The organism is Rhodococcus sp. C3V (genome assembly GCF_029269915.1).
Lineage (GTDB): Bacteria > Actinomycetota > Actinomycetes > Mycobacteriales > Mycobacteriaceae > Rhodococcus_F > Rhodococcus_F qingshengii.
Genome location: NZ_JARJBE010000022.1, coordinates 1 through 19,261 on the forward strand (window position 1 = coordinate 1; position 19,261 = coordinate 19,261).

Annotated in this window: 14 protein-coding genes; 10 read left to right on the forward strand and 4 right to left on the reverse strand. The window is 58.1% G+C overall.

Annotation, left to right across the window (positions count from 1 at the left end; translation table 11 throughout):
• Positions 1-422: 422 nt before the first annotated feature.
• Positions 423-1,007, reverse strand: a complete 585-nt coding sequence (locus tag P3G66_RS30120) for a hypothetical protein (RefSeq protein ID WP_276117636.1) — start codon at positions 1,005-1,007, stop codon at positions 423-425.
• Between the two features lie 665 nt (positions 1,008-1,672).
• Here P3G66_RS30120 and P3G66_RS30125 point away from each other — a divergent pair.
• The 7 genes from P3G66_RS30125 to P3G66_RS30155 all read left to right on the forward strand — a co-directional run bounded on the left by P3G66_RS30125 (position 1,673) and on the right by P3G66_RS30155 (position 11,641).
• A complete protein-coding gene (locus P3G66_RS30125) occupies positions 1,673-2,341 on the forward strand; it encodes a hypothetical protein (protein ID WP_276117637.1) in 669 nt (222 codons plus the stop codon).
• A 905-nt stretch (positions 2,342-3,246) separates the two neighbouring features.
• A complete protein-coding gene (locus P3G66_RS30130; protein WP_276117638.1) occupies positions 3,247-4,389 on the forward strand; it encodes a hypothetical protein in 1,143 nt (380 codons plus the stop codon).
• 75 nt (positions 4,390-4,464) lie between these two features.
• Entirely contained in the window at positions 4,465-5,619 is a 1,155-nt protein-coding gene (locus P3G66_RS30135) for an SIR2 family protein (protein WP_276117639.1), read from the forward strand.
• The gene (locus tag P3G66_RS30140) at positions 5,612-7,390 is read left to right on the forward strand and encodes an ATP-binding protein (RefSeq protein ID WP_276117640.1); all 1,779 of its coding nucleotides are present in this window, start codon (positions 5,612-5,614) and stop codon (positions 7,388-7,390) included. Before P3G66_RS30135 ends, P3G66_RS30140 begins: the two co-directional genes overlap by 8 nt.
• The gene (locus P3G66_RS30145; RefSeq protein WP_276117641.1) at positions 7,390-7,608 is read left to right on the forward strand and encodes a KTSC domain-containing protein; all 219 of its coding nucleotides are present in this window, start codon (positions 7,390-7,392) and stop codon (positions 7,606-7,608) included. The genes P3G66_RS30140 and P3G66_RS30145 overlap by 1 nt, the downstream gene beginning before the upstream one ends.
• Positions 7,609-8,092: 484 nt before the next feature.
• Complete coding sequence (locus tag P3G66_RS30150) at positions 8,093-9,118, forward strand: hypothetical protein (RefSeq protein ID WP_276117642.1); 1,026 nt, start codon at positions 8,093-8,095, stop codon at positions 9,116-9,118.
• A 645-nt stretch (positions 9,119-9,763) separates the two neighbouring features.
• Complete coding sequence (locus P3G66_RS30155) at positions 9,764-11,641, forward strand: hypothetical protein (protein ID WP_276117643.1); 1,878 nt, start codon at positions 9,764-9,766, stop codon at positions 11,639-11,641.
• A 238-nt stretch (positions 11,642-11,879) separates the two neighbouring features.
• Here the strand turns inward: P3G66_RS30155 and P3G66_RS30160 are convergent, their stop codons facing one another.
• Positions 11,880-13,052 (reverse strand): DUF262 domain-containing protein, encoded by a 1,173-nt coding sequence (locus P3G66_RS30160; RefSeq protein WP_276117644.1) that lies wholly within the window; start codon positions 13,050-13,052, stop codon positions 11,880-11,882.
• Positions 13,052-14,257, reverse strand: a complete 1,206-nt coding sequence (locus tag P3G66_RS30165; RefSeq protein WP_276117645.1) for an adenine-specific methyltransferase EcoRI family protein — start codon at positions 14,255-14,257, stop codon at positions 13,052-13,054. The genes P3G66_RS30160 and P3G66_RS30165 overlap by 1 nt, the downstream gene beginning before the upstream one ends.
• Positions 14,258-14,416: 159 nt before the next feature.
• Between P3G66_RS30165 and P3G66_RS30170 the strand changes: the two genes are divergently transcribed.
• The 3 genes from P3G66_RS30170 to P3G66_RS30180 all read left to right on the forward strand — a co-directional run bounded on the left by P3G66_RS30170 (position 14,417) and on the right by P3G66_RS30180 (position 18,151).
• On the forward strand, positions 14,417-14,905 hold the full coding sequence (locus P3G66_RS30170) for a hypothetical protein (RefSeq protein WP_276117646.1): 489 nt from the start codon (positions 14,417-14,419) through the stop codon (positions 14,903-14,905).
• 100 nt (positions 14,906-15,005) lie between these two features.
• Positions 15,006-16,832, forward strand: a complete 1,827-nt coding sequence (locus P3G66_RS30175) for an AAA family ATPase (protein ID WP_276117647.1) — start codon at positions 15,006-15,008, stop codon at positions 16,830-16,832.
• Positions 16,829-18,151 (forward strand): hypothetical protein, encoded by a 1,323-nt coding sequence (locus P3G66_RS30180; protein ID WP_276117648.1) that lies wholly within the window; start codon positions 16,829-16,831, stop codon positions 18,149-18,151. Before P3G66_RS30175 ends, P3G66_RS30180 begins: the two co-directional genes overlap by 4 nt.
• Before the next feature lie 247 nt (positions 18,152-18,398).
• Here the strand turns inward: P3G66_RS30180 and P3G66_RS30185 are convergent, their stop codons facing one another.
• Positions 18,399-19,094, reverse strand: coding sequence for a hypothetical protein (locus P3G66_RS30185; protein WP_276117649.1), 696 nt, complete (start codon positions 19,092-19,094; stop codon positions 18,399-18,401).
• Positions 19,095-19,261 lie beyond the last annotated feature (167 nt).

Below are 19,261 nucleotides of genomic sequence, written 5' to 3' on the forward strand. Positions count from 1 at the left end.
CCCGTCATCATCATGCTCCCAATCATACACCCCCACCCACCAAACCGCAAAACAACCCGAAAACACAAAACACCGAAACACTCACCACCACAACAACATTCGACGTTCACGAAAACACCACCGTGCACAACCCACGAAACCCACCCAACACCAACCGAATACCGAAACCCCCTGACACACAACAACATTCAAAAACACCCAAAAACGAGCCCCACAACACCCCCGAACGACCCGACACCACTCCCCACACCACCCAACACAAACACCCCGCCGGCACCCAAAACGCCGGCACCCCACACACCCCCAGCAACCACCCCAGGGACATGTCATCACCGCAGGTCAAACCCCTAAAACACCAACACCGAACCCAACCGAAGAATGCAGCTCACCAACATCCACCACAGGTCTGGTATCCGCCCGATTCACAGACCTATAGGTGGGCGCGGGCGGTTGAAACTCCGGACGGACTGCATGGTGCCGATGATCTGCTCGAGTACCCGCTCGACCGCAGCCGCGCCCTTCAACGGACGCCCGGCGACGCAGCCGAGATCCTCGTACATGATGGCGCTCTTCGCCCGCACGACCAGCACATCACTTCCATCGACGTACAGCCCGTAACCCGAGGCGATCTGATACTCGCCGACAGGATCTCGGTGAGCGAAGGACCGCGCCAACCGACCCGGTGCTGGAAGCACAACGACGCCGTCGCGGACTGCCTTGACGATGAGAGACTCGATGAAATGCACCGGTTCGGCCGGAAGTGCCGGCAATTGACCGCGATGCTTCGCTGCCTCCACCTCCGCCAGTGTCGAATCGGCGAGTTCACGGGGGAGCCAGGTGCGGGCCCATTCTTGCAAGTCACCGGAGATGTCGAACAGCCACGACTGCGCAGCAAACTCCTCCCACGCACGTGCGACGTCGTCGAGGTAACGCTGCTGGGACGCAGTGAACTCGCCCGCCTGCTCCGCGCTCTCCTTGTTCTTGCTCCACAGATTCTTCCGCGCCACCCATCTCACCCAGCCAGTCAAACACGCTCCCACCCGCGTGGTAGTCCGAAAACAGCAGCGCAGGACAAGGGATCCATCTACTCCGGAACACGTCGCGGAGAAAGCGGCCCAGGGACATGTCATCAAAGCAGGTCAAAGGCAGAATTTGGCGATCGGTCCGGCGGCGAAAAACTAGCGACCAAAAAATTCTCTACTCGCTGTCACTCACGACTGAATCTCCGGATCTTCCTCCTCGTAGAAGACAAAACGACGGAGGGAAAGAACATGCCGCAGCCAGAACACGAACGTGACCAGCCACAACCACCGAGAAACACACGACAAAACTTCACCAGGACCCTCCGGACAATCACACTCCTACTTCGCACCGCGCAACTGGTCCACACCGCACTCGAGTGGTGGAACGAGCTGCACAACTAGAACAAACGTCGCTCAGCGCGGGCCTAGCTCGCCTTCGCCGCGCGCCGCCCTGAACGCAGGCCATCAGACCACCGCCAGCCCGTCCAAAAAATGACACTGCCTCCGCAGTTTCGTTTGCTGACTCTCATGTGCAGTGTTAGATTCGCTTTCACGCACAACAGTGTGTGCTCAATGTGGGACACAATGCCCACTCCTCGTAACATCCCGCCCTCGTGACATCCCCTGATGTTGCACTCGAAAGGACGTAAATGACGATCCCTCGGCAATCCTGGTGCAGGAATCCTGCACCTTCGTCACCACACCCATTTTTCATCCAACTCGCCGCAACGGCGTTCGATCCGGGCCGAACTTTGTCGCGGTCCGAGGTACGTCGTCGAGCCAAGGGCCGAGACATCGGCTCGGGTCGAGTCGACAAGCTCGTCGACGCCGGCCTACTGCCTACCGTCAAGGTAGCCAAGTACGCTGACCTGCGAATTCCTGAAGCAGCCATCGAGCAGATTCTCGCTCTCCCTGCTCTCACACGGGACGACGTGAGGGATCTCAACGCCGTTGTGATCGCAGCAGCGGGCGTCCAGTACCCGCAGGACGACAGTGACATCGACCGAGCATGTTACGGATGCCATGCCAATATGAGCAGACAAGCGCTGATCATGGGCTCCACCGCAGCGTGGCGGACCTCGAAAAAAAGTGCAGATTCTGTCGAGCGCATCATCTGCGGAATCGGCGGTCTCGCTTTCCTGCGCGACAGTGTCTGGGACACCGTCGATTTCGGCCCCGATGACGATGGCACTCACCGTTTCGGGTGGCGGCCCGAACTCGCTGATCCTGACGCAGCGATGACTCCGGTACTGCTCCCCCTGCCCACGTCCTGGGCAGGGTCGGTGACGTACTCCGACACCAACTACACAGACAGATAGCCCCGATCCTGTCTGTATTGCTGTGAGACACGAAGATCCCCTACCTCCGGGTGGGGGATCCTCTCGTGGCCCCGGATGCAGGGAACCCCAGCTTCCTAACCAAGCAAGCCGCAGCACTGCCCGCCAGCCAGAGCCGTCGAGCCTGATCGGCAGACCTATCTACCTCAAGCAACCAGATACACACGAATAAATAACTAGAAAACGTCTTTACTAAATAGGCCGAAGTCTCGACACACCCAAACGCGCAATCCAAACGCCTCAACGACGTCGCAACCGCCTTCGAGCTGTCGGCCCCCAGTGGAATCATCAGAAGGTTTACCAGTCTCGAAATCACGTTCCGAAGGTTCCACAACGTGTAGATAGAACGATTCCGAAGGTTCCAGAACGATCGCACAGAGGTTTTACAGCGTTCGAACGGGCGTCGAATCGTTCGGAATTACTCCGGTATGCCCTTCCGTACGTACTACGTACTCACTATTCGCCCCGGTTTCGAATCGCTCTGAAATGACCGACACGATCAAAATTGACGCAATGGACGTCGGAACCTTCGAAACGCGGAGTTGCGCTAACTCGGGACGTTCCAGGGCGGTGCAATATGGGACCCCTGACAGCAGCCGCCGTTAGATGCGGTACAGATGGTGCTACTGGTACTGTGAAGAGCGTCAGAAGAGTCACCAACAAAAGAACCCCGGAAATTCACGGGGAATCACCGGGGCCCTTGGAACAAGGCGTAGGAACCTGTAGCCAAGGGTATCACCGGTCTTCTCCCTCCGGGAACCCGTCTGCCCAAAAGCAGACACTAAGGAAGCAATGTGAATAGGGAGCGAAAAAGGCCCAACAAGCAGGAAGAACACTCTTCCTATAAGCCTTCTGGTCGATCGGAAATCGCTAAAGTTCTCGCGAGTTTGCCGGCGAATCAGCTCAAGGTTCTGGGGATCGAATACTGGGCTATCGGCGCCCTCGATGCAGGAGTCACGATCGCCACTGTGCTCGGCAGCGACATCGACACCCGGCCGTTGGCGGACCGCATCGAGTGGCTCGCCAACAATCTTGAGTTCCCTGACGGTGTCGAAGCCGAGGATGTGTTGCGGTCTATCGCCGCTGCCGCTGAGGACACGATCCCAAAGTTTTTGAAACGAGCCAGGACTGATGTGTGGAAGCGATTCCTGCGCAGACTGGTTGGTGCTGCCGCGTACGACCGTCTCGTCTCGGCGGTGTACGCCGACACTGCGGTCGTCGTTGCAGCGGTTCAGGTCGCCGTGCGGGTGATCCAGCCCCTCGCGCTGGCTATCGACAACTGTGCAGCGACCTTGAGTCCCGAACAGATCACCAAGTTGGGGCCCTTCGGGAACGGTGATCCGACAACCTCGGTATTGCGGACGTTCTTGTCACTCGACAGCGCGTTGACCCAGCTTGTCGATATGGAATTCGACCTGTCTGCCTTCGACGGTGACACCGATGAGGTTAAGGATGTCCGCGCCGACGACGCGATCCTCGACGAACTGGTCGAAACAGCTCGGCTGGCATTGTCTGGCGAGATCCGCGCCATGCTCAGCAGTGTCAACGACCTTCTGCGCAGAAAATTGTCAGGTGCGGTCACCGCCATCGAAAGCTCCGACGACGGTGTCTCTCAAGCCGCCAACTCCTTGATCGAGTTGATCGATCGACTGTTGAGGAAGGCGTTCACCGACGCCGAAGTTCTTGAGTGGTTGGAGGCCACGGGTCGGACATCGAAAGATCTTGTTTTCGAGGACGGCAACGGCAAGATCCGACCAACGAAACGGGCTCAGGCGTTGTGCTTCGTCTACGGCGCGAACGTCAGCGAACCATCGCCCTTCCACGAGGTAGTTGCGCACAGTTTGGTCGAGGTCCGGACCAAGTTGCAAAAACTCAAGCACGCAGAGTCGAATACCCCAGACGAAGTCAGCGCCCTGCGGACCATGATGGACACCGTCGAAGGCGCGTTGTCCTTCGCGATCCGGATCGGGTGGATGAGCCTGGGGCTGGGGACAGTCGACAAGCTCCGCGAACGACTCGAAGCCGCATAAATTCGAGTCGCAAAACAATAGTCCCACACCGATCCCGAACGACCTGATTCTGAACACCCAAACGGGGAGATATCTATGACGTTTCCAGCAATCGAGCACGATGTGCTCACCTTCACAAGTGGCCTCAGCGCAAGACTCGCCAGTCGATCTCGTCACGTCTCCGCGTTCCTTGGTGCAGGAACCTCAAAGGCCTGCGGGCTTCCTGACGTTGCACAACTACAGAAAACGATCTCGGCCAAACTGTCAGGCAGCGAAAAGTCACACTTCGACGCGCTGCTCAAAAGCCGTGACCTCGAACAGGTTCTGAGCAGACTCCGTAGAATCGCGGCCATTGTTGAAGGTTCAGATCTGATCGACGGTCTCGATGCCAAGTCGGCGACTGACCTCGACGCGCGCGTCTGTGAACTGATCGTCTCGGAAGTGTCCACGAGCGCATGCGATCTAACACCAGTGACAGCCTTTGCCGCTTGGGTTGCGCGCGCGGACTATACGCGACCGGTCGAGATCTTCACCGTCAACTACGATCTCCTCATCGAGCAGGCATTAGACGAACAAGCGGTGCCGTACTTCGACGGATTTGTCGGCACTACTCGCGCGCGGTTCCGCAGCGATTTGGTCGAAGCAACTTCGTCAGATGAACACCATATTCCGGGATTGTTCGCACGCTTGTGGAAGCTGCACGGTTCGTTGAACTGGGAGCAAGGGAAGTCACTCGTGGTGCGACTTGGAGTTCCAGTTCCCAGTGGATCTCCCGCCGCGATCTACCCATCGGATACCAAATACGAAGAGTCTCGTCGTGTTCCGTTCGTCGTTCTCCAAGATCGCCTCCGTCGAGCACTGAACGAACCCGAATCGCTGACCCTCGTCAGCGGGTACTCATGGTCGGACGAACATCTCAACGAGCCATTCTTTGAAGCAACCAAGCGGCGGCCACGATCCGAAGTCATTGCCTTCTGTTACGAATCAATTCCCGACACGCTCGCAGAGCAGGCAGTCATCACGCCGAACCTGCAAGTGGTCACGAAGACAGAAGCGATCCTCGGAGGCATCCGTGCGCCGTGGAGGGCCCCAGCGGAGTCGCTACCAACGGATATTTGGAAAAACAACACCGTAGCTCTTGGAGACTTCGGTGCGCTGTCGAAATTCTTGGCTCGAGCGACGACGGCGCCGCTCCTCCTTCCCGCTCACTCCGTTGCGGATACTGAAGACGACAAGGATGACAATGCCTGAACACGCACCAACCCACATCGGGCGAGTCCGCCGAGTTCTCGGAGCGCAAGTAACGGTCGAACTCGACCCCAACCTCGCCGGCGTCGCTCCGGTGTTCCGAGGACAGCTCCAAGCGATCGGGCAGATCGGCTCACTCGTTCGAATTCCGCAAGGGATGGTGGACCTGATCGCTACCGTCACCCTGGTAGGAATCGCTGAACTGGCCGGCGTGCAACCTCCCACGGAGATGCTTCATTCAGGCGAAAGATGGCTCCAGGTTCAGCTACTGGGCGAAATCGACAAAGGAACCGGCCGCTTTCAGCGCGGCGTCGGTTCCTACCCCGGTCTCGATGATTCCGTCCACTTCGCTCTTATGGAGGAACTCGAGGCGGTGTTCCCTTCGCAGGGCGCCCAGCATTTGAGGATCGGTCAACTCTCAGCCTCATCGCAGGTCCCCATCGCCCTCGACACTGAAAAATTTGTCGTGCGGCACTCCGCTGTGATCGGTTCCACCGGAGCAGGTAAGACAAGTGCAGTTGCATCGATCCTCCAAGGGTTCAGCAACGGAGGTTGGCCTTCTGCAAACATCATCGTCATCGACACACACGGCGAGTACGCACACGCGCTCGGCGATCAGGCTTCCGTACGTTCTGTCCTTGGAACAGGAAACAACCAACTTCAAGTTCCGTATTGGGCGCTCCCCGCCAACGATATTCTGACAGCGTTCACTAATGTCACCATCGGGTCCACGACGACAAAAACTTTCAATACCCTTGTTGCAGAGGCCAGAAGACGCTTCTTAGAGGAGTGTGTGTGGCTCAAGCTCGACGCTGCGACAGTCACCGCCGACACACCAATTCCGTTCGACATTTACGATGTGTGGCATCGGCTGGACAGCGAGAACCGCGAAACCCGAACAAACAAAGGCGACGCCTCCACCGCCTGCATCATCAATCCGGGCGATGCAGCGAAACTGATACCAGCCACATTTGAGCCCTACAACCCGGCCGGCCAATCCCCCCATCAAGCTCCCACGTACAACGTGCACGGACGCATCCCCGAACTGCTCCGACTCGGTCTACAAGATCCACGCCTTGCTTTCCTCCGTGGACCCGAAGGGACGGTTGGCGGCAACGACCCTCTTGAATCCTCGATGCAACAGTGGCTCGGACACACATCACCCATCTCCGTCCTCGACTTCAACGGCGTGCCGCCCTACAGCGCTGAGCTAGCGATCGGTGTCATCTTGCACCTGCTATTCGAGACAGCTATTCGCACAACTGCAGACGAGCCTGGAATCGGCAGAGCCAGACCAGTTCTCATCGTTCTGGAAGAAGCGCATCGCTACCTCGGTGACGCGGCTGCGTCTATGGTCAAGTTGGCAGTGAACCGAATCGCCAGGGAAGGACGCAAGTACGGAATCGGGCTCATGCTCGTAACACAGCGCCCCTCCGAACTGCCCGACACAGCGCTCTCACAATGCGGCACACTCATCGCCCTACGACTTACGAACAGCTCGGACCAGGCAAAAATCCGACACGCACTACCTGACAACGTCGCAGGCCTAGCCGAAGCACTTCCATCGCTACGAACCGGTGAAGCAATCATCGCCGGCGAAGCACTGGTACTGCCCGCTCGCACCATCATCGATCGCCCCAGCCCCCTTCCGCTCGCCGAGGATCCGACGCTTGACTCCTGGCGCCTTACTTCCACCACCCCACATATCTCTCCCGCGCTTGCGCGATGGCGAGGAACCCCCGAGAACACCGAAAATGAAGGAGCACCGAAATAATGCAACTGAACTGGCAGAGCGTCGAGTCGACGCGAATCGTCGCGGAAGCCTTCGACCCGGGCACCGAAACAATCTACGTCAGATTCCCCAGCGGAATCGAGTGGTACTACGAAGCATGCCCCCTCGACGTATGGGAAGCCTTCACCGCGCCGGGGCAGTCACGCGGCCAATTCATCCACCAGACCTTGGACTACAAACCCAACAATCGCCACCAGTAGTTCATACAAGACCGGGCGGGTACTGACTTCGGTTTCGCCCTGAGTCGGACGCCTCGCTTCACCGCGAAGGCTACCCGAGGCGCTCCCGACAATTCGGATTTCCCTGTGGGCAAACGCTTTCGACACGACAACGCTCCAGCACATATCGACTGTAAGCAATAAAGCGACTTAGAAACACTATCGGGAGGCACTAAATGTCGGGGTACAAAATCGTGCCAGCGTTCGTCGACGAGCTGTCCATCCGACACGTTTTAAATCAGACAAACACGGACCTGCTCCCTCCGCGAACTCACGAGCGGAAAACGGGGGCTCCTTCGCGCCTATCTTTACGACGACAGAACTATTCGAACCACCACTCATACCCCAGCCAATAACACAGTCCGTTCAGAGGCAGCCGGTTTTTTCGCGGACACGTAAAGTACTGCGGAACAACGGGATTCTCCTCGGAAGAGACATAAGAGATCCAGTGAACCAGAGGTATCCAATGGCAGTCTCCTTCGATCAATGGCAGTACTACATCCGTACGCACGTTCCTGAACCTGCTGCCGGATTGGCAATCGCACTCTGTCTCGCAGCAGTCGATGTGGGCGGCCGTATCGCAGACGGTGAAAGGTTCGGAATTCGACAGGGCGAGGAGGGTCTGACAGAGAGCGTTCTAATGGAGTTATGTCGACAGCTTCCTCTACTCGAAGTCCGCAAACTGACCCACAGCGAGGAGGTCACCGAAGGTGCCGACTGGGAGTGGTGGATCCAAGGACAGAAGAAGTGGTTCGGATTTCTCGTACAGGCCAAGCGCGTAAGCGCCCCTGAACGTGGTCGACGCAGTTACGACCTGGGATACCGCCCCTCATCGAAGGGCGGAGAGCGACGCCCGCGACAAATCGATGCGTTGCACGAGAGTTCACGGATACTCGGCATACCCGCCGTGTACGCACTCTACAACGAAGCCGGTACGGGACTTCGTTATTCACGGCCACAGTATGGCCGTGAATGCGTTACGCCGATCGGAGGCGACGGAATCACCGCATTGGGAGTCAACGCCGCCCGTTGGATTCTGGATCACGCGCGCGCTAGATCGGCGAAGGTCGAGATGGTTGCGCCGTATGCGTTCCCATGGTCATGTTTGACCCACTGCGTCACCAACGCGGCACACAGCTCCTTCCCAATACCTCCGAACGATTTGCCAGAAGCACTAGGGTTCGAACCTGACACCCCCGATTCCGATCCAGCCTATGCGTCGTGCCGTTTTCTGTTGGAGATCGAACGAGCAGCTCGACTCGGGCAGCTTGATACTGCGGCGACCAACAAGGAACTGGAGCTCTGGGGATACGGTCCAGACATCGGACGCATCGCTGGCGCAGTACGTGATGCTCCCCCTGCCTACGTGTCACAAGACAACGAGTTCGAAGAAATCCAGCCACATGACTTAGAACAAGCAGGTATAGCACCGCGGTATGTTATTTCTAGTCCTCAACCGTTCTCTCGCGCTAGACAATCCGACCGTCAATGAGGAATCCTCTGTTTTGGAATAGCTCACACCTCCTCCATCGTCGTACGAGAGGCACAGGAGGTGTGGGTTCGGCGCGGGTTTTCCGATTGGTGAACACCGAGATGGCGGAACCACGGGCCGGTATGCACACCGTTTCACCTGTAACGGCACGCGGGGTGGCTTCAAAATCAATGAGATAAAGAAACGGTCCTTCTGTTCTTTGCTGCACTACGGAACCTGCCATCGCCAACACCTCTTGGTTAGAGTTGCGACGACTATCGAAATCCAAGTCACCGCCGACAGGTGGCCCCGGCCCTGGTCCCCTCCCCGACGTCTGCCGCTCTCAGCCAGGCAGGACTCAACAATCAGCAGCGACCTGCTTCAACAACGCCGCTAGCTTGCGGTTAGGGGGCCACGAAAACGACGTCGTTACGAAATGCTTCGGCGTACGGGTTTCTCACCCTAGTTCACCTCTTTCAGTTTGCACCTTTCGGCACCGCAGATCGGATGTCACCTATGCGTGCAGCAGACCAAAACGCTGGGCGGCCCGCTAAGAGGCCAGTTTCGAGGGTTTGGTGCGTAATCCGGGCACACAGCAGCAGACGCACCCACCCAAAAGCGACAGTCGATCGATACGTTTTAACCGCGATCACCGATGATGAGCGGATGACAGACGAAAGCGAAGGCATGTGGGTGCAACGAGTACTCGACGCAGCACGGCGCGGGGTGATACTTGACCTGCAGGCGGGAGTTCCGACCGCACTGTATGACCCAGCAACGGCGAACAAGTGGACTCCCCGTCGCAGCATCCCCGCTAGTACGATCCGCGCGGTCATGCTTCACGCGATGCACGGTGGCTCTGATTTCGATCCCCGTGGTGTGCGCATCAGGGGAGCTCGGATCACAGGTCCCGCCGACTTCGCTCATATCGACTTCGATTACCCCCTGCACTTGCTGTCGTGCTGTGTGGATAAACCGATCGACTTCAGCAATGCCACGCTTCGGACTCTAGTGCTCGAAAACTCTCATACTAGTTCGCTAAAACTCGATGGCAGCACGGTTTCTGGTGATGTCAACGCCCGAAGTGTCACCAATAAGGGTGAATTCAGCGCTCTCTTCGCGCGAATCGAGGGGCAACTCGTCTTGGAGGGGTCCAACCTGAACAATCCAGAGAAGGAAGTACTCGATCTCAGAGGCGCGACAATCAACGGCCCCATACTCGCTGACACCATGATCACGCACGGTCGTATCAGTGCCATCGGCAGTACAATCAATGGAGCACTTCGCCTTTCGCACGCAGAGTTAAGCAATCCGGGCAAAGAAGTGCTCAATCTGGACAGCGCAACCATCAACAGCAACGTCCACGCCGACCCCATCACTACAAACGGCCACATCAGCACCATTGGTGCCGCGATTAACGGCGTGCTCGATTTGACCGGAGCAAACCTGCACAACCCCAAAGGGGATGTACTCGATCTCAGCGGCGCGGCCATCAGCAGCGATGTATTTGTCAAAACCGCTACCGTGCACGGCCACATCACCGCTGTTAACACCGCCATCAACGGCGTGCTCGATTTGACCGGAGCAAACCTGCACAACCCCAAAGGGGATGTACTCGATCTCAACGGCGCGGCAATCAGCAGCGACGTCCACGCAATCGATCTGCAAACAAACGGCCACATCAGCGCGAGAAATGCACGTATCGAAGGACACTTCGACCTCAGGGGGGTCACCAAGCCCAGTTCCAAAATGCACGAAAAGCTGGAGGTTGACCTCGCGGGCGCGGCAGTAGACTGCCTCCAACTCCCACTCGATTCTCTCGGATCTGTGAATCTTTCCTGGACGAAGATCAACCGCCTCGTCACTCCACTCGGTTCGGAACCCCAGTATCCGGTGAACGCGACAGGTTGGGCGCTGGGCGACGTCGAAGGACGTATCCGTACCAATCGCAAAGCCGCCACTCGTTGGCTCTCTCCTGAGCCGGATGCGGGACCGCAACCGTGGCATGCGCTTGCCTCGGTGTACGAACGTAACGGTCACCCAACAGAAGCCAGACGACTACGGTTCACCGCGGCGAACAGAGTAACGAAGACCGCGCCTCCTACAACGAAACTCGTGCGGTGGGGGTATTTGCTTGTCGCCGGCCACGGCTACTATCCGCTCATAGCAATCGTATGGCTTTTTCTAGCACTGATCGGCGGTGTCGCTCTCGTGGACATGAACAAAGCGCACTTCGTGCCAACCACCATCAGCGCCGTAACCGCGATCACCACCAGCGCAGCGGACGGCCCACAAGAAGCGACTGCAATCACCGGGGCGGTCGATTGCTCTACTCGCCAGCAATATCCGTGTCTCGATTCGTTCAGCTATGCGCTCGCTGGTGTCGTCCCCGCAGCCACAGGCATCACTCGCCCTGATTGGGCGGTAAGTTCCACCGCGCCGATCGTAGTGAAGTTCGGTCTGCCGCTGTTGAGGATTCTGGCTTGGATCTTCACGGCAATTTTACTCGCTGGTGTGACCGGGTTGCTCAGGAAAAGTTCCTGACTCGTACCTCACCGGCCATATCTCCCATTTGGACGCTAAGCGTCGGAATAGTGGTGTGTCGCGACGGCGAGATCAGTAACGGCAAGACCAACTCATCGTTACTGTTAGGAGCCCGCTTTACTCCAAAGCTCCGTAGATGCCGACCATCCAGTTAGCGATGTCACGTGAGGATGTCGAGCGACATAGTGTGAAGGGACTAATTTTACACGGTCGGCAGGCTGTCAATCTCTGACATCGATTACAGGTTCCCTTTCGCACGGTTGTGGTGGATGCACAGCATCTCGCAGTTGGCGGCGGTGGTCGCCCCGCCGCGATGCCACGCGGTGACGTGGTCGGCCTCCATCTGCTTCTGCGTGTAGATTCGGTCGGCGTTCGACGCGTGACCAGTAGCGCACGTTGGGCAATTGGAGACGCCTGCGGCCTCGGCCTTAGCGGTCTGGGCGGCGTACACCTGTTTCTTGATGCTGTTGTCGAACAGGCGGATGTCGAGCAGGCGGTCGTCGACCTCGCCCCCCAGGACGTACTCGTAAATCCCGCGATAGTTCCTGACCGCCTCGTCACCGCGCAACACGTCTACGCGTGCGTCGAGCTTGTCCGGGTTGTAGTGGTTGGAATGGTAGTCCTCGTACAGACGGGCCCAGTCCAACCCACGCATCTCCGTGTCCGGCGAGCGGGTGAAGGTCGTAGTAATCCACTCGATGACCTGGCTGAAGTACGCCTTGAGCTCGATGCAGCCCGCGGCATGGCGGTGGGCCGCCAAGTATGCGTCGATGGAGGTCCCGCGTGCGTCGGCGATCCAGTCGAGAGCCACTTCGAGGATGTCCTGTCGCTTGGGATCTCCCTTGACATAGGACCGCCACTTCTGCATGTTGGCGTTGCCGGAGTTCGAGAAGACGACCTTGGCGGCGGTTACGAATGAGCCGCTGTAGATCGCGTTAAGCATCTCCTGCTTGTTCAGCGGTACTCCGGCGATGTTGATGGTCTGAAACCACTCCTTGATTTCAGGCTCGGTCCCGTCGCAGTGGTAGACGAGCAGAGTCGACTCGTCCAGGATTTTATCCTGCAGCGCCTTGGGCAGCGAGCTGAAGACCTGTTCGCGGCCATTGACCTTAATGGCGAACTTGCCGGTGACGAACCGGCCGATGCTGGTGATACGCTGCTGGCCGTCGAGCACCTCGTAGTCGCCGACGTCGGTGACGCTGAAGTAGATGAGGCCGAGTGGATAGCCCTTGAGAATCGACTCGATCACGGCGACGTCCTTCTTTCCATCGCCATAAATGTAGTTGCGCTGGTACTCGGGCTGGATCGTGAGCTTACCGTCCAGGCCGTAGAGACCCTTGCCCTCTAGGTCGTTGTATACGAAGCCTTCGACGACGTCACGGACGAGATACTCGTGCAGCTTGGCTTCCATCAAGCTTCCGCCTTCCGGCGGATCATGATGCGCTTGAATGCGGTGTGGTATTTGGGTCTGGTCAAGCCCAGGCGCCGGTGGCCCTGGCTGTTGCTGCCTGTGCCGCCCTGAGCGTAGTAGGTCTTGACGAACTCCTCGCCCAAGGTGCCGACACCGAGCTGGCGCAGCTCGTCCATGTTGTCGCCGTGGGTGAGGATCTCAAACTGATCGGGGTTGTACTTGTCCAGGAAGGTGATCGGCACACCCATGATCCCGTCGAAGTCACTGGGAATCGCCTCTACAAAGGGCACTTCGATTGCCTCGGGAAAGTTGAAGTACGTCTCGTACCCGATACCCCGGACCTCCTTGCGCTTGGAGAACTTGATGTTGTCGGCCATCGTCATTAGCTGGAGCGGCTCGTGTCGTCGACCATGGTCAATGTTGGTGAACCAGCAGGAGTTGCCCAGACGCGTATAGTCATAGTCGTCATCGGACGGATAGCCAAGCTTTGCGGCCTTAGCCTTGTCGGCCTCCTTAATTGGCGCACCCTTGGGCACTCCGAAGACCATGTCGGTGTTGTTGGCCGTGGCGCCCTTCCACATTTCGTTCGCGCGGATGAGTGGGAAAACCTCGACGTAGGTGGTGGCATTGCTGCTGCCGATAATCGAGAAGTTTTTGCCGGCCTCCACGATCCAGAAGACAAACTCGCGGAACAGCGAGAACGGTGGGTTGGTGATGACGATGTCGGCGTCGTCGCGCAGTGCGGTCACCTCGACGCTGCGGAAGTCACCGTCGCCTTCAAGGTACTCCCATTGCAAGTCGTCAATATTGACCACACCGTCGCCGTTGATGTCCTCGCGGGTAAGAACGAACATCTTGCCGTTCACACGGGACTTGGTCGCGTCAAACTGCGGCGAGACAGCCTCGAACAGCGATGGCTGATAGCCCTCCAAGTCCTTGTTGGCGTCGGGCGCGTACGAGGTGGAGATCAGCTTCTTCAGACCGTAGGCAGTGAAATGCAGGGCAAAGTACTTCGCGAAGTTGCTCCACTCGGGGTCATCGCACGGCAACAGGACGACCTTGTCACGAAAGACATCGGGGTCGTAATCCAAATACGCGTTCATCTCGCGCTCTATGTCCGCCCACTGGGTGTAGTACTCGTTCCAGCGGGCCTTCTTTGCCGCGTTAAGGTTGCTCGTCTTGGCAGCCGCGATGGTCGTCGTCATGCACTGATCCTAGGCAGTGAATGCAACATCGTAGGACAGGTGGGCGACGAAGGGCCCCCGGTCAGTCACCTGTCTAGCCGAGCATGTTCTAGACCACGCGATGCTCGGGCGGTAGCTCGTCAACGATGGCGGCGGTCAGCTCGGTCTACACGGAGGGCATTGATCGCGTTGCTGGGGTGGCTGGATACGGTTGAACTGGGAGTGAATTTCGTTCGACGTGAGTTCCGGGACGCGGTGGAAACCGAAGGTGCGGACCCCACCCTCGAGACCCAGAATCCGCTGGACTTTCGCCTGACGCCGCTCGAAGCTGCGGCGACTGGCCAAGTCGTCGCGCGGTTTGTACGTCACCGGCGGCAACTTCTCACCAATACCGTTTGTTGTGAGGAACGAGCTGTAGTGAGGAGCGATAACCATATCCCGATTAACCGCGCCGAAACCCGCCTGTTTGAGTCCGCGGTCGAGACCGTCGAGCCAACGCGATTTCGGATCGCCGTCACCTATTCCGTGCAGAAAAAACAAACCTCACAACCAAGTCCCTCTCGGGGGTCGAACCCTGACATAGATCACCACAATTACTGCTATTCGCTACGAAAAAATTCAACAAAGCTGAGCGCCACCGAAAATCTTGAAGGGCTTCTCTGCAGTTAGCTTCGCAGTACCGTACCGAGCAACAGCGACAACCTTCGCGACCAGAGTAGCTTTCACATGCAGTTCAATTCGGACGTGGTCCGCTGACGATAGGGCGAGAATGGGTCGTTTCACCGAGCACGCGGCGCGGGAACGTATCGACGAGACCGTCGATCTGTGGCGAAAGTGTTGCCTCATGGCCGACGGGTCTTTGACTCAGTCGCAACCGGCGGAAACCTGGTGTTTGGCGAACGCCAAAGATCTAGAGACACGGTTCACGAACAGTCCGCTTGCAGGGTCTGCCGGCGGCGGGACTTTCGCAAGCAAATTCGAGATTCAGCTCGAAGGTGCCTCCCCTGAACTAAGACTTTTTGCAGCAGAGCTGCTGTTGGTCCATTTCCTGTTCACCAGTTCGGTGACAGGGCGCGGCAAGATCGAGGTGATCGACAAGACTTTGGCCGGTTCCGGATACGAACTAGACACAAGCTCGGTGCCGTACAAAACGATGTGGTCGAGGATCGGCCACCCCGGTGTCGGATTCAACACGCGCCGAGATCTCCAACTCGGGTTCCTCATCGACTTCACAGTCAGGTTGAAAACCTTGTCTTTGGAAGATCGAGAAGCGGTGCTCGCAGACCCCTGGGCTCTCGAGGATTTCGTGAGGCAGGCCCCCAGTCAGAACCGCCGCGAGATGATGCACATATTGCTGCACCTGTTGCATCCTGATTCGTTCGAGCGAATCGCCTCGGGCGCGCACAAACGTGAGATCGCCAGCGCATTCGCTCAGCTTCTCGATGAGGAGGTGCCGGAGGATTGGTCGGTGGACCGCAAGCTACTCGCGATCCGGACAAAGTTGGAAAACGACTTCTTGGCGACGGCCGACTACGTCGATTTTTATCATGCGCCGTTACAGGGGGTGTGGCAGTCCCGCCCGAATAGGGACAGCGAGGGTACGACCGATATCGAGTCGCTGGAATGGAAGAAGCAACTCATCTTGTACGGTCCCCCCGGCACCAGCAAGACTTTCACAGCAAAAGAATTGGCCGAAAGTCTGATCCGGCGCGAAGCTCTCCGAAGCTGGGGGCCGCGCAAGTTCTTCGACAACAAGGATCTACTCGAAGGCCGGGTGAACGAGAACGTTGAGTGGGTGCAACTTCATCCAGGGTATGGCTATGCCGAGTTCATTCGAGGACTTCGGATCGAAGAGGACGAGACTCGGTATCAACCCGGGCTGCTTCCGAATTTGATCGAGCGTGCAACGACACAGGCACTGCCGAACGGATTGCACCCGCTGCCGTTCGTTCTGGTCCTGGACGAGATCAACCGCACGGACCTCTCAGCGATGCTCGGTGAGGCATTCTCGCTGCTCGAGCGCGACAAGCGTGGTTTCTCCGTGGCGTTGCCAGGCATCAACAGAGGGGAACCCCCGACAAGGCTGGCGATGCCGGAAAACCTGTACGTCATCGGCACGATGAACGAGATCGACCAATCGGTGGAGACACTCGACTTCGCGTTGCGACGACGATTCCTCTGGAGCGAGTGCCCATTCGAACGGGACACCCTGCTGGAAATCGTGCGTGCACGGTGGGAAGGCGATGTCGGGGCACGGTTCTCGTTCGAGGACGCGGCGGCACAGTTGGAGATTTTCGCGGATCGTGCAGTCTCGCTCAACGACGCGATCCTCAAGATGGAAGACCTCGGCCGCGCATATCAAATCGGGCACACGTACTTCGCGGATATCACGTTCTTCGTCGGTCGATCACTGAGCAGTGCTCGTCAGAAACCTCAAAAGGGAACATATTTATGGACCGAAGGCGGCAAACCGAAGGACCCGCTCATCGACCTGTGGGCTCGATCGTTGAAACCTCTACTCGAACAGTATCTTTCCGGGACTGATGCCCTGGAGAGCTCCCTCAGCGCCCTCTGGATGACATTCAAGTCGCAATGAGAATGAGAGAGCGAATCGTTTTTCAGGATCTCGGTGGACTGGTTCCCGGTACCAAAAATCTGAACAACGCCGAAAACAAATGGCTCGAGGAGTTGGCGCCGCGACTCGACCCCACCTCGATGTTGGTCCCGATCAAGTACTCCCTCACCAAACATCAAGAGAGTGCCGAACCCGTACTCACCAGGCAGCTGGACGGCACATGGCGAGCCGGCCGCTACATCGGGGAAATCCGGAGCGGTAAAACGATATTGGAGATCAGACCACGCCTCGGCTTCCCCGTCATCGCAGCGTGGGCAAGCGCGGCGTTGAACCTGAAGATCGTCCCGCGCGCTGCCGGCAAGAACGGGATGTCCTTCCTGATCGCCGAACTGCAGGCCGCGGCCTGGCGCCGCGCGCTGGTCGCCGCGGCACGTCACGGCATGCCCGCCATCCGAGCGACCGAGCATCATGTAGGACCCAGTGTGCGAGGGCGACTCGATGTTCCCGGCACGGTGCCGTATCGCGCGAGGCGGAGCCCGAACCTGGTGTCGGTGACCCAGCCCAAGGTGGTCGACAACCCGGTCACCCGTGCCATCGTGTTGGCCGATCGGGTCTTGAACACTCGAATTCAACGGGCAGGTTGGCGCGGGCCGCGCATCGACGAATTCATCCCGCACCTTCGCGCCGCGACAGGACCCCGACCTGTCCTCCCGTCGAGGCGGGAACTGCGCTCGGTGCGGTACTCGCCGATCACGCACCCCTACAAAGCCGTGGCGGATTTGTCGTGGCTGATCGCCAATAATAAAGGCCCACAGGGTGATAGTTCCACCGATACACACGATGGTGTTCTGCTGGACGTTGCGGAACTGTGGGAGTTGTTTCTGCTGCATTGTCTGCGCGCCGCCGCAGATAATCGTACTGTTACTCACGGAACGACCGCGGATCTATCAACTCATCTTCTGCACTCCGCAACCGGAGGCCAGAAATTGGGCCGACTGCTACCGGACTTCATCGTCGGAGGCCACGCCGAGCCCACCGCGATCATCGACGCCAAATATAAGCGCCTCACCGATCTGTTCCCTGTGCAGCGCGAAGACCTCTACCAACTCACCAGTTACCTGGCTGCTCATTCCGGCGGGGGCATCAGGCCCCGTGGCATCCTCGCCTATCCGCTACTTCCTGACTCGGCGATGTCGAGCTTTGAAGCGAACGGGCCGTGGAGCCTGCAGTGGGGAGGCGGTGGAACAGCAGAATTTCTCCGACTGCCCATTGAAGTCGCAGCCTGTATCGATCGGTTCACTGAAATTTTGTCATCCGACCGCGACACATCAGGAAGATAGATCACCATAACGCCTCCTCGTCGCATATTCCCTACGTGTAATCACTGTCCGGGGCCGTGCCCCGCTGCGGTGAATAAAGGTTGAACATCAAAGGCATTCAGTACATCCACGAATCGAAGCTCGCCTTCGCTGGATCGAGTTCGGATACCCACTGTCTACTCGACTGGCTACCTGGACTCACGCGGTAAGAGAAGAGCACGCGACCCGTGTATGTGCTGTATGGGCAGAGTGTCGTCTGTGTCCAGCATCAGAAGTTGGATCGCCGCAGTCCCTTAGTGGCCATTTCGGAGTCCTGTAGTCGTCCCTCTCTCGTCGTCACGGATGGCCATTTCTGGAAGCCACGAGTGAGGTATAGCGAGACCAGAATCATCCCCAAGGTCACTAACCCAACGATGGACGCGCCGAAGATATTTTTCATTGCGAACAGATCTCTGACAACGATAGTGGTCAAACCTCCGGCGAGAAACGGTAGGAGCACCCTCAGGAGAGCCGCGGTGTGAGACTGGGCGATCGAATCTCGCTGCTTGTAAAGCAACTCCATCTCGCCAAGCCCGCCACTCCGCGTCAACTTCCGCTCGATGTCATGGTAAGTCGCGCGCGGCCACCTCCACCGCCGACCCGCTGATCGAACGTCCCAGAACATCGCAAGCAGGTCGTACTCCCGAAGACCAGATGGCAAAGAAAGAAGCAAAGCAGCAATCAGTACCGGCACCGTTGCCAACAGAATCGGCATCCACGCGTTGCCCGTCGCGAATGGCACAATAAGCCACGCAGCGGCCAAGACCGGAGCGATCGCCGCGCGGGACAACTCCGTCCACCACTCGCGACGCTTGTCTGCCGCAATCTGCTCCCGATCCAATACGATCTCGACCGCGGCGGATGCGTTTCCGCCGTTTTCCCAACGTAGTCGACTCTCCTTGATCATCTCGCTGATTTCCGTCATCGTCCGGGCCATTACTCCTCCATCGTCATTTCGCCCGGTGCGGGCACACACCATGTTGACATCGTGTGCACGATCCAGCAGCCTGACGAATTCCTAAGACACACCCAATTGGCTGGGCGGGCCCATCGGCATTCACGGTCGATAACAAGCGACGACAAATCTTGGTC

What these genes read in the sequence shown, in the direction of transcription:
- P3G66_RS30135 (WP_276117639.1), top strand. Translation starts at nt 4,465, where the DNA reads ATGACGTTTCCAGCAATCGAGCACGATGTGCTCACCTTCACAAGTGGC.
- P3G66_RS30185 (WP_276117649.1), bottom strand. Translation starts at nt 19,094, where the DNA reads ATGACGGAAATCAGCGAGATGATCAAGGAGAGTCGACTACGTTGGGAA.
- P3G66_RS30125 (WP_276117637.1), top strand. Translation starts at nt 1,673, where the DNA reads ATGACGATCCCTCGGCAATCCTGGTGCAGGAATCCTGCACCTTCGTCA.
- P3G66_RS30180 (WP_276117648.1), top strand. Translation starts at nt 16,829, where the DNA reads ATGAGAATGAGAGAGCGAATCGTTTTTCAGGATCTCGGTGGACTGGTT.
- P3G66_RS30155 (WP_276117643.1), top strand. Translation starts at nt 9,764, where the DNA reads ATGACAGACGAAAGCGAAGGCATGTGGGTGCAACGAGTACTCGACGCA.
- P3G66_RS30140 (WP_276117640.1), top strand. Translation starts at nt 5,612, where the DNA reads ATGCCTGAACACGCACCAACCCACATCGGGCGAGTCCGCCGAGTTCTC.
- P3G66_RS30175 (WP_276117647.1), top strand. Translation starts at nt 15,006, where the DNA reads ATGGGTCGTTTCACCGAGCACGCGGCGCGGGAACGTATCGACGAGACC.
- P3G66_RS30145 (WP_276117641.1), top strand. Translation starts at nt 7,390, where the DNA reads ATGCAACTGAACTGGCAGAGCGTCGAGTCGACGCGAATCGTCGCGGAA.
- P3G66_RS30150 (WP_276117642.1), top strand. Translation starts at nt 8,093, where the DNA reads ATGGCAGTCTCCTTCGATCAATGGCAGTACTACATCCGTACGCACGTT.
- P3G66_RS30165 (WP_276117645.1), bottom strand. Translation starts at nt 14,257, where the DNA reads ATGACGACGACCATCGCGGCTGCCAAGACGAGCAACCTTAACGCGGCA.
- P3G66_RS30160 (WP_276117644.1), bottom strand. Translation starts at nt 13,052, where the DNA reads ATGGAAGCCAAGCTGCACGAGTATCTCGTCCGTGACGTCGTCGAAGGC.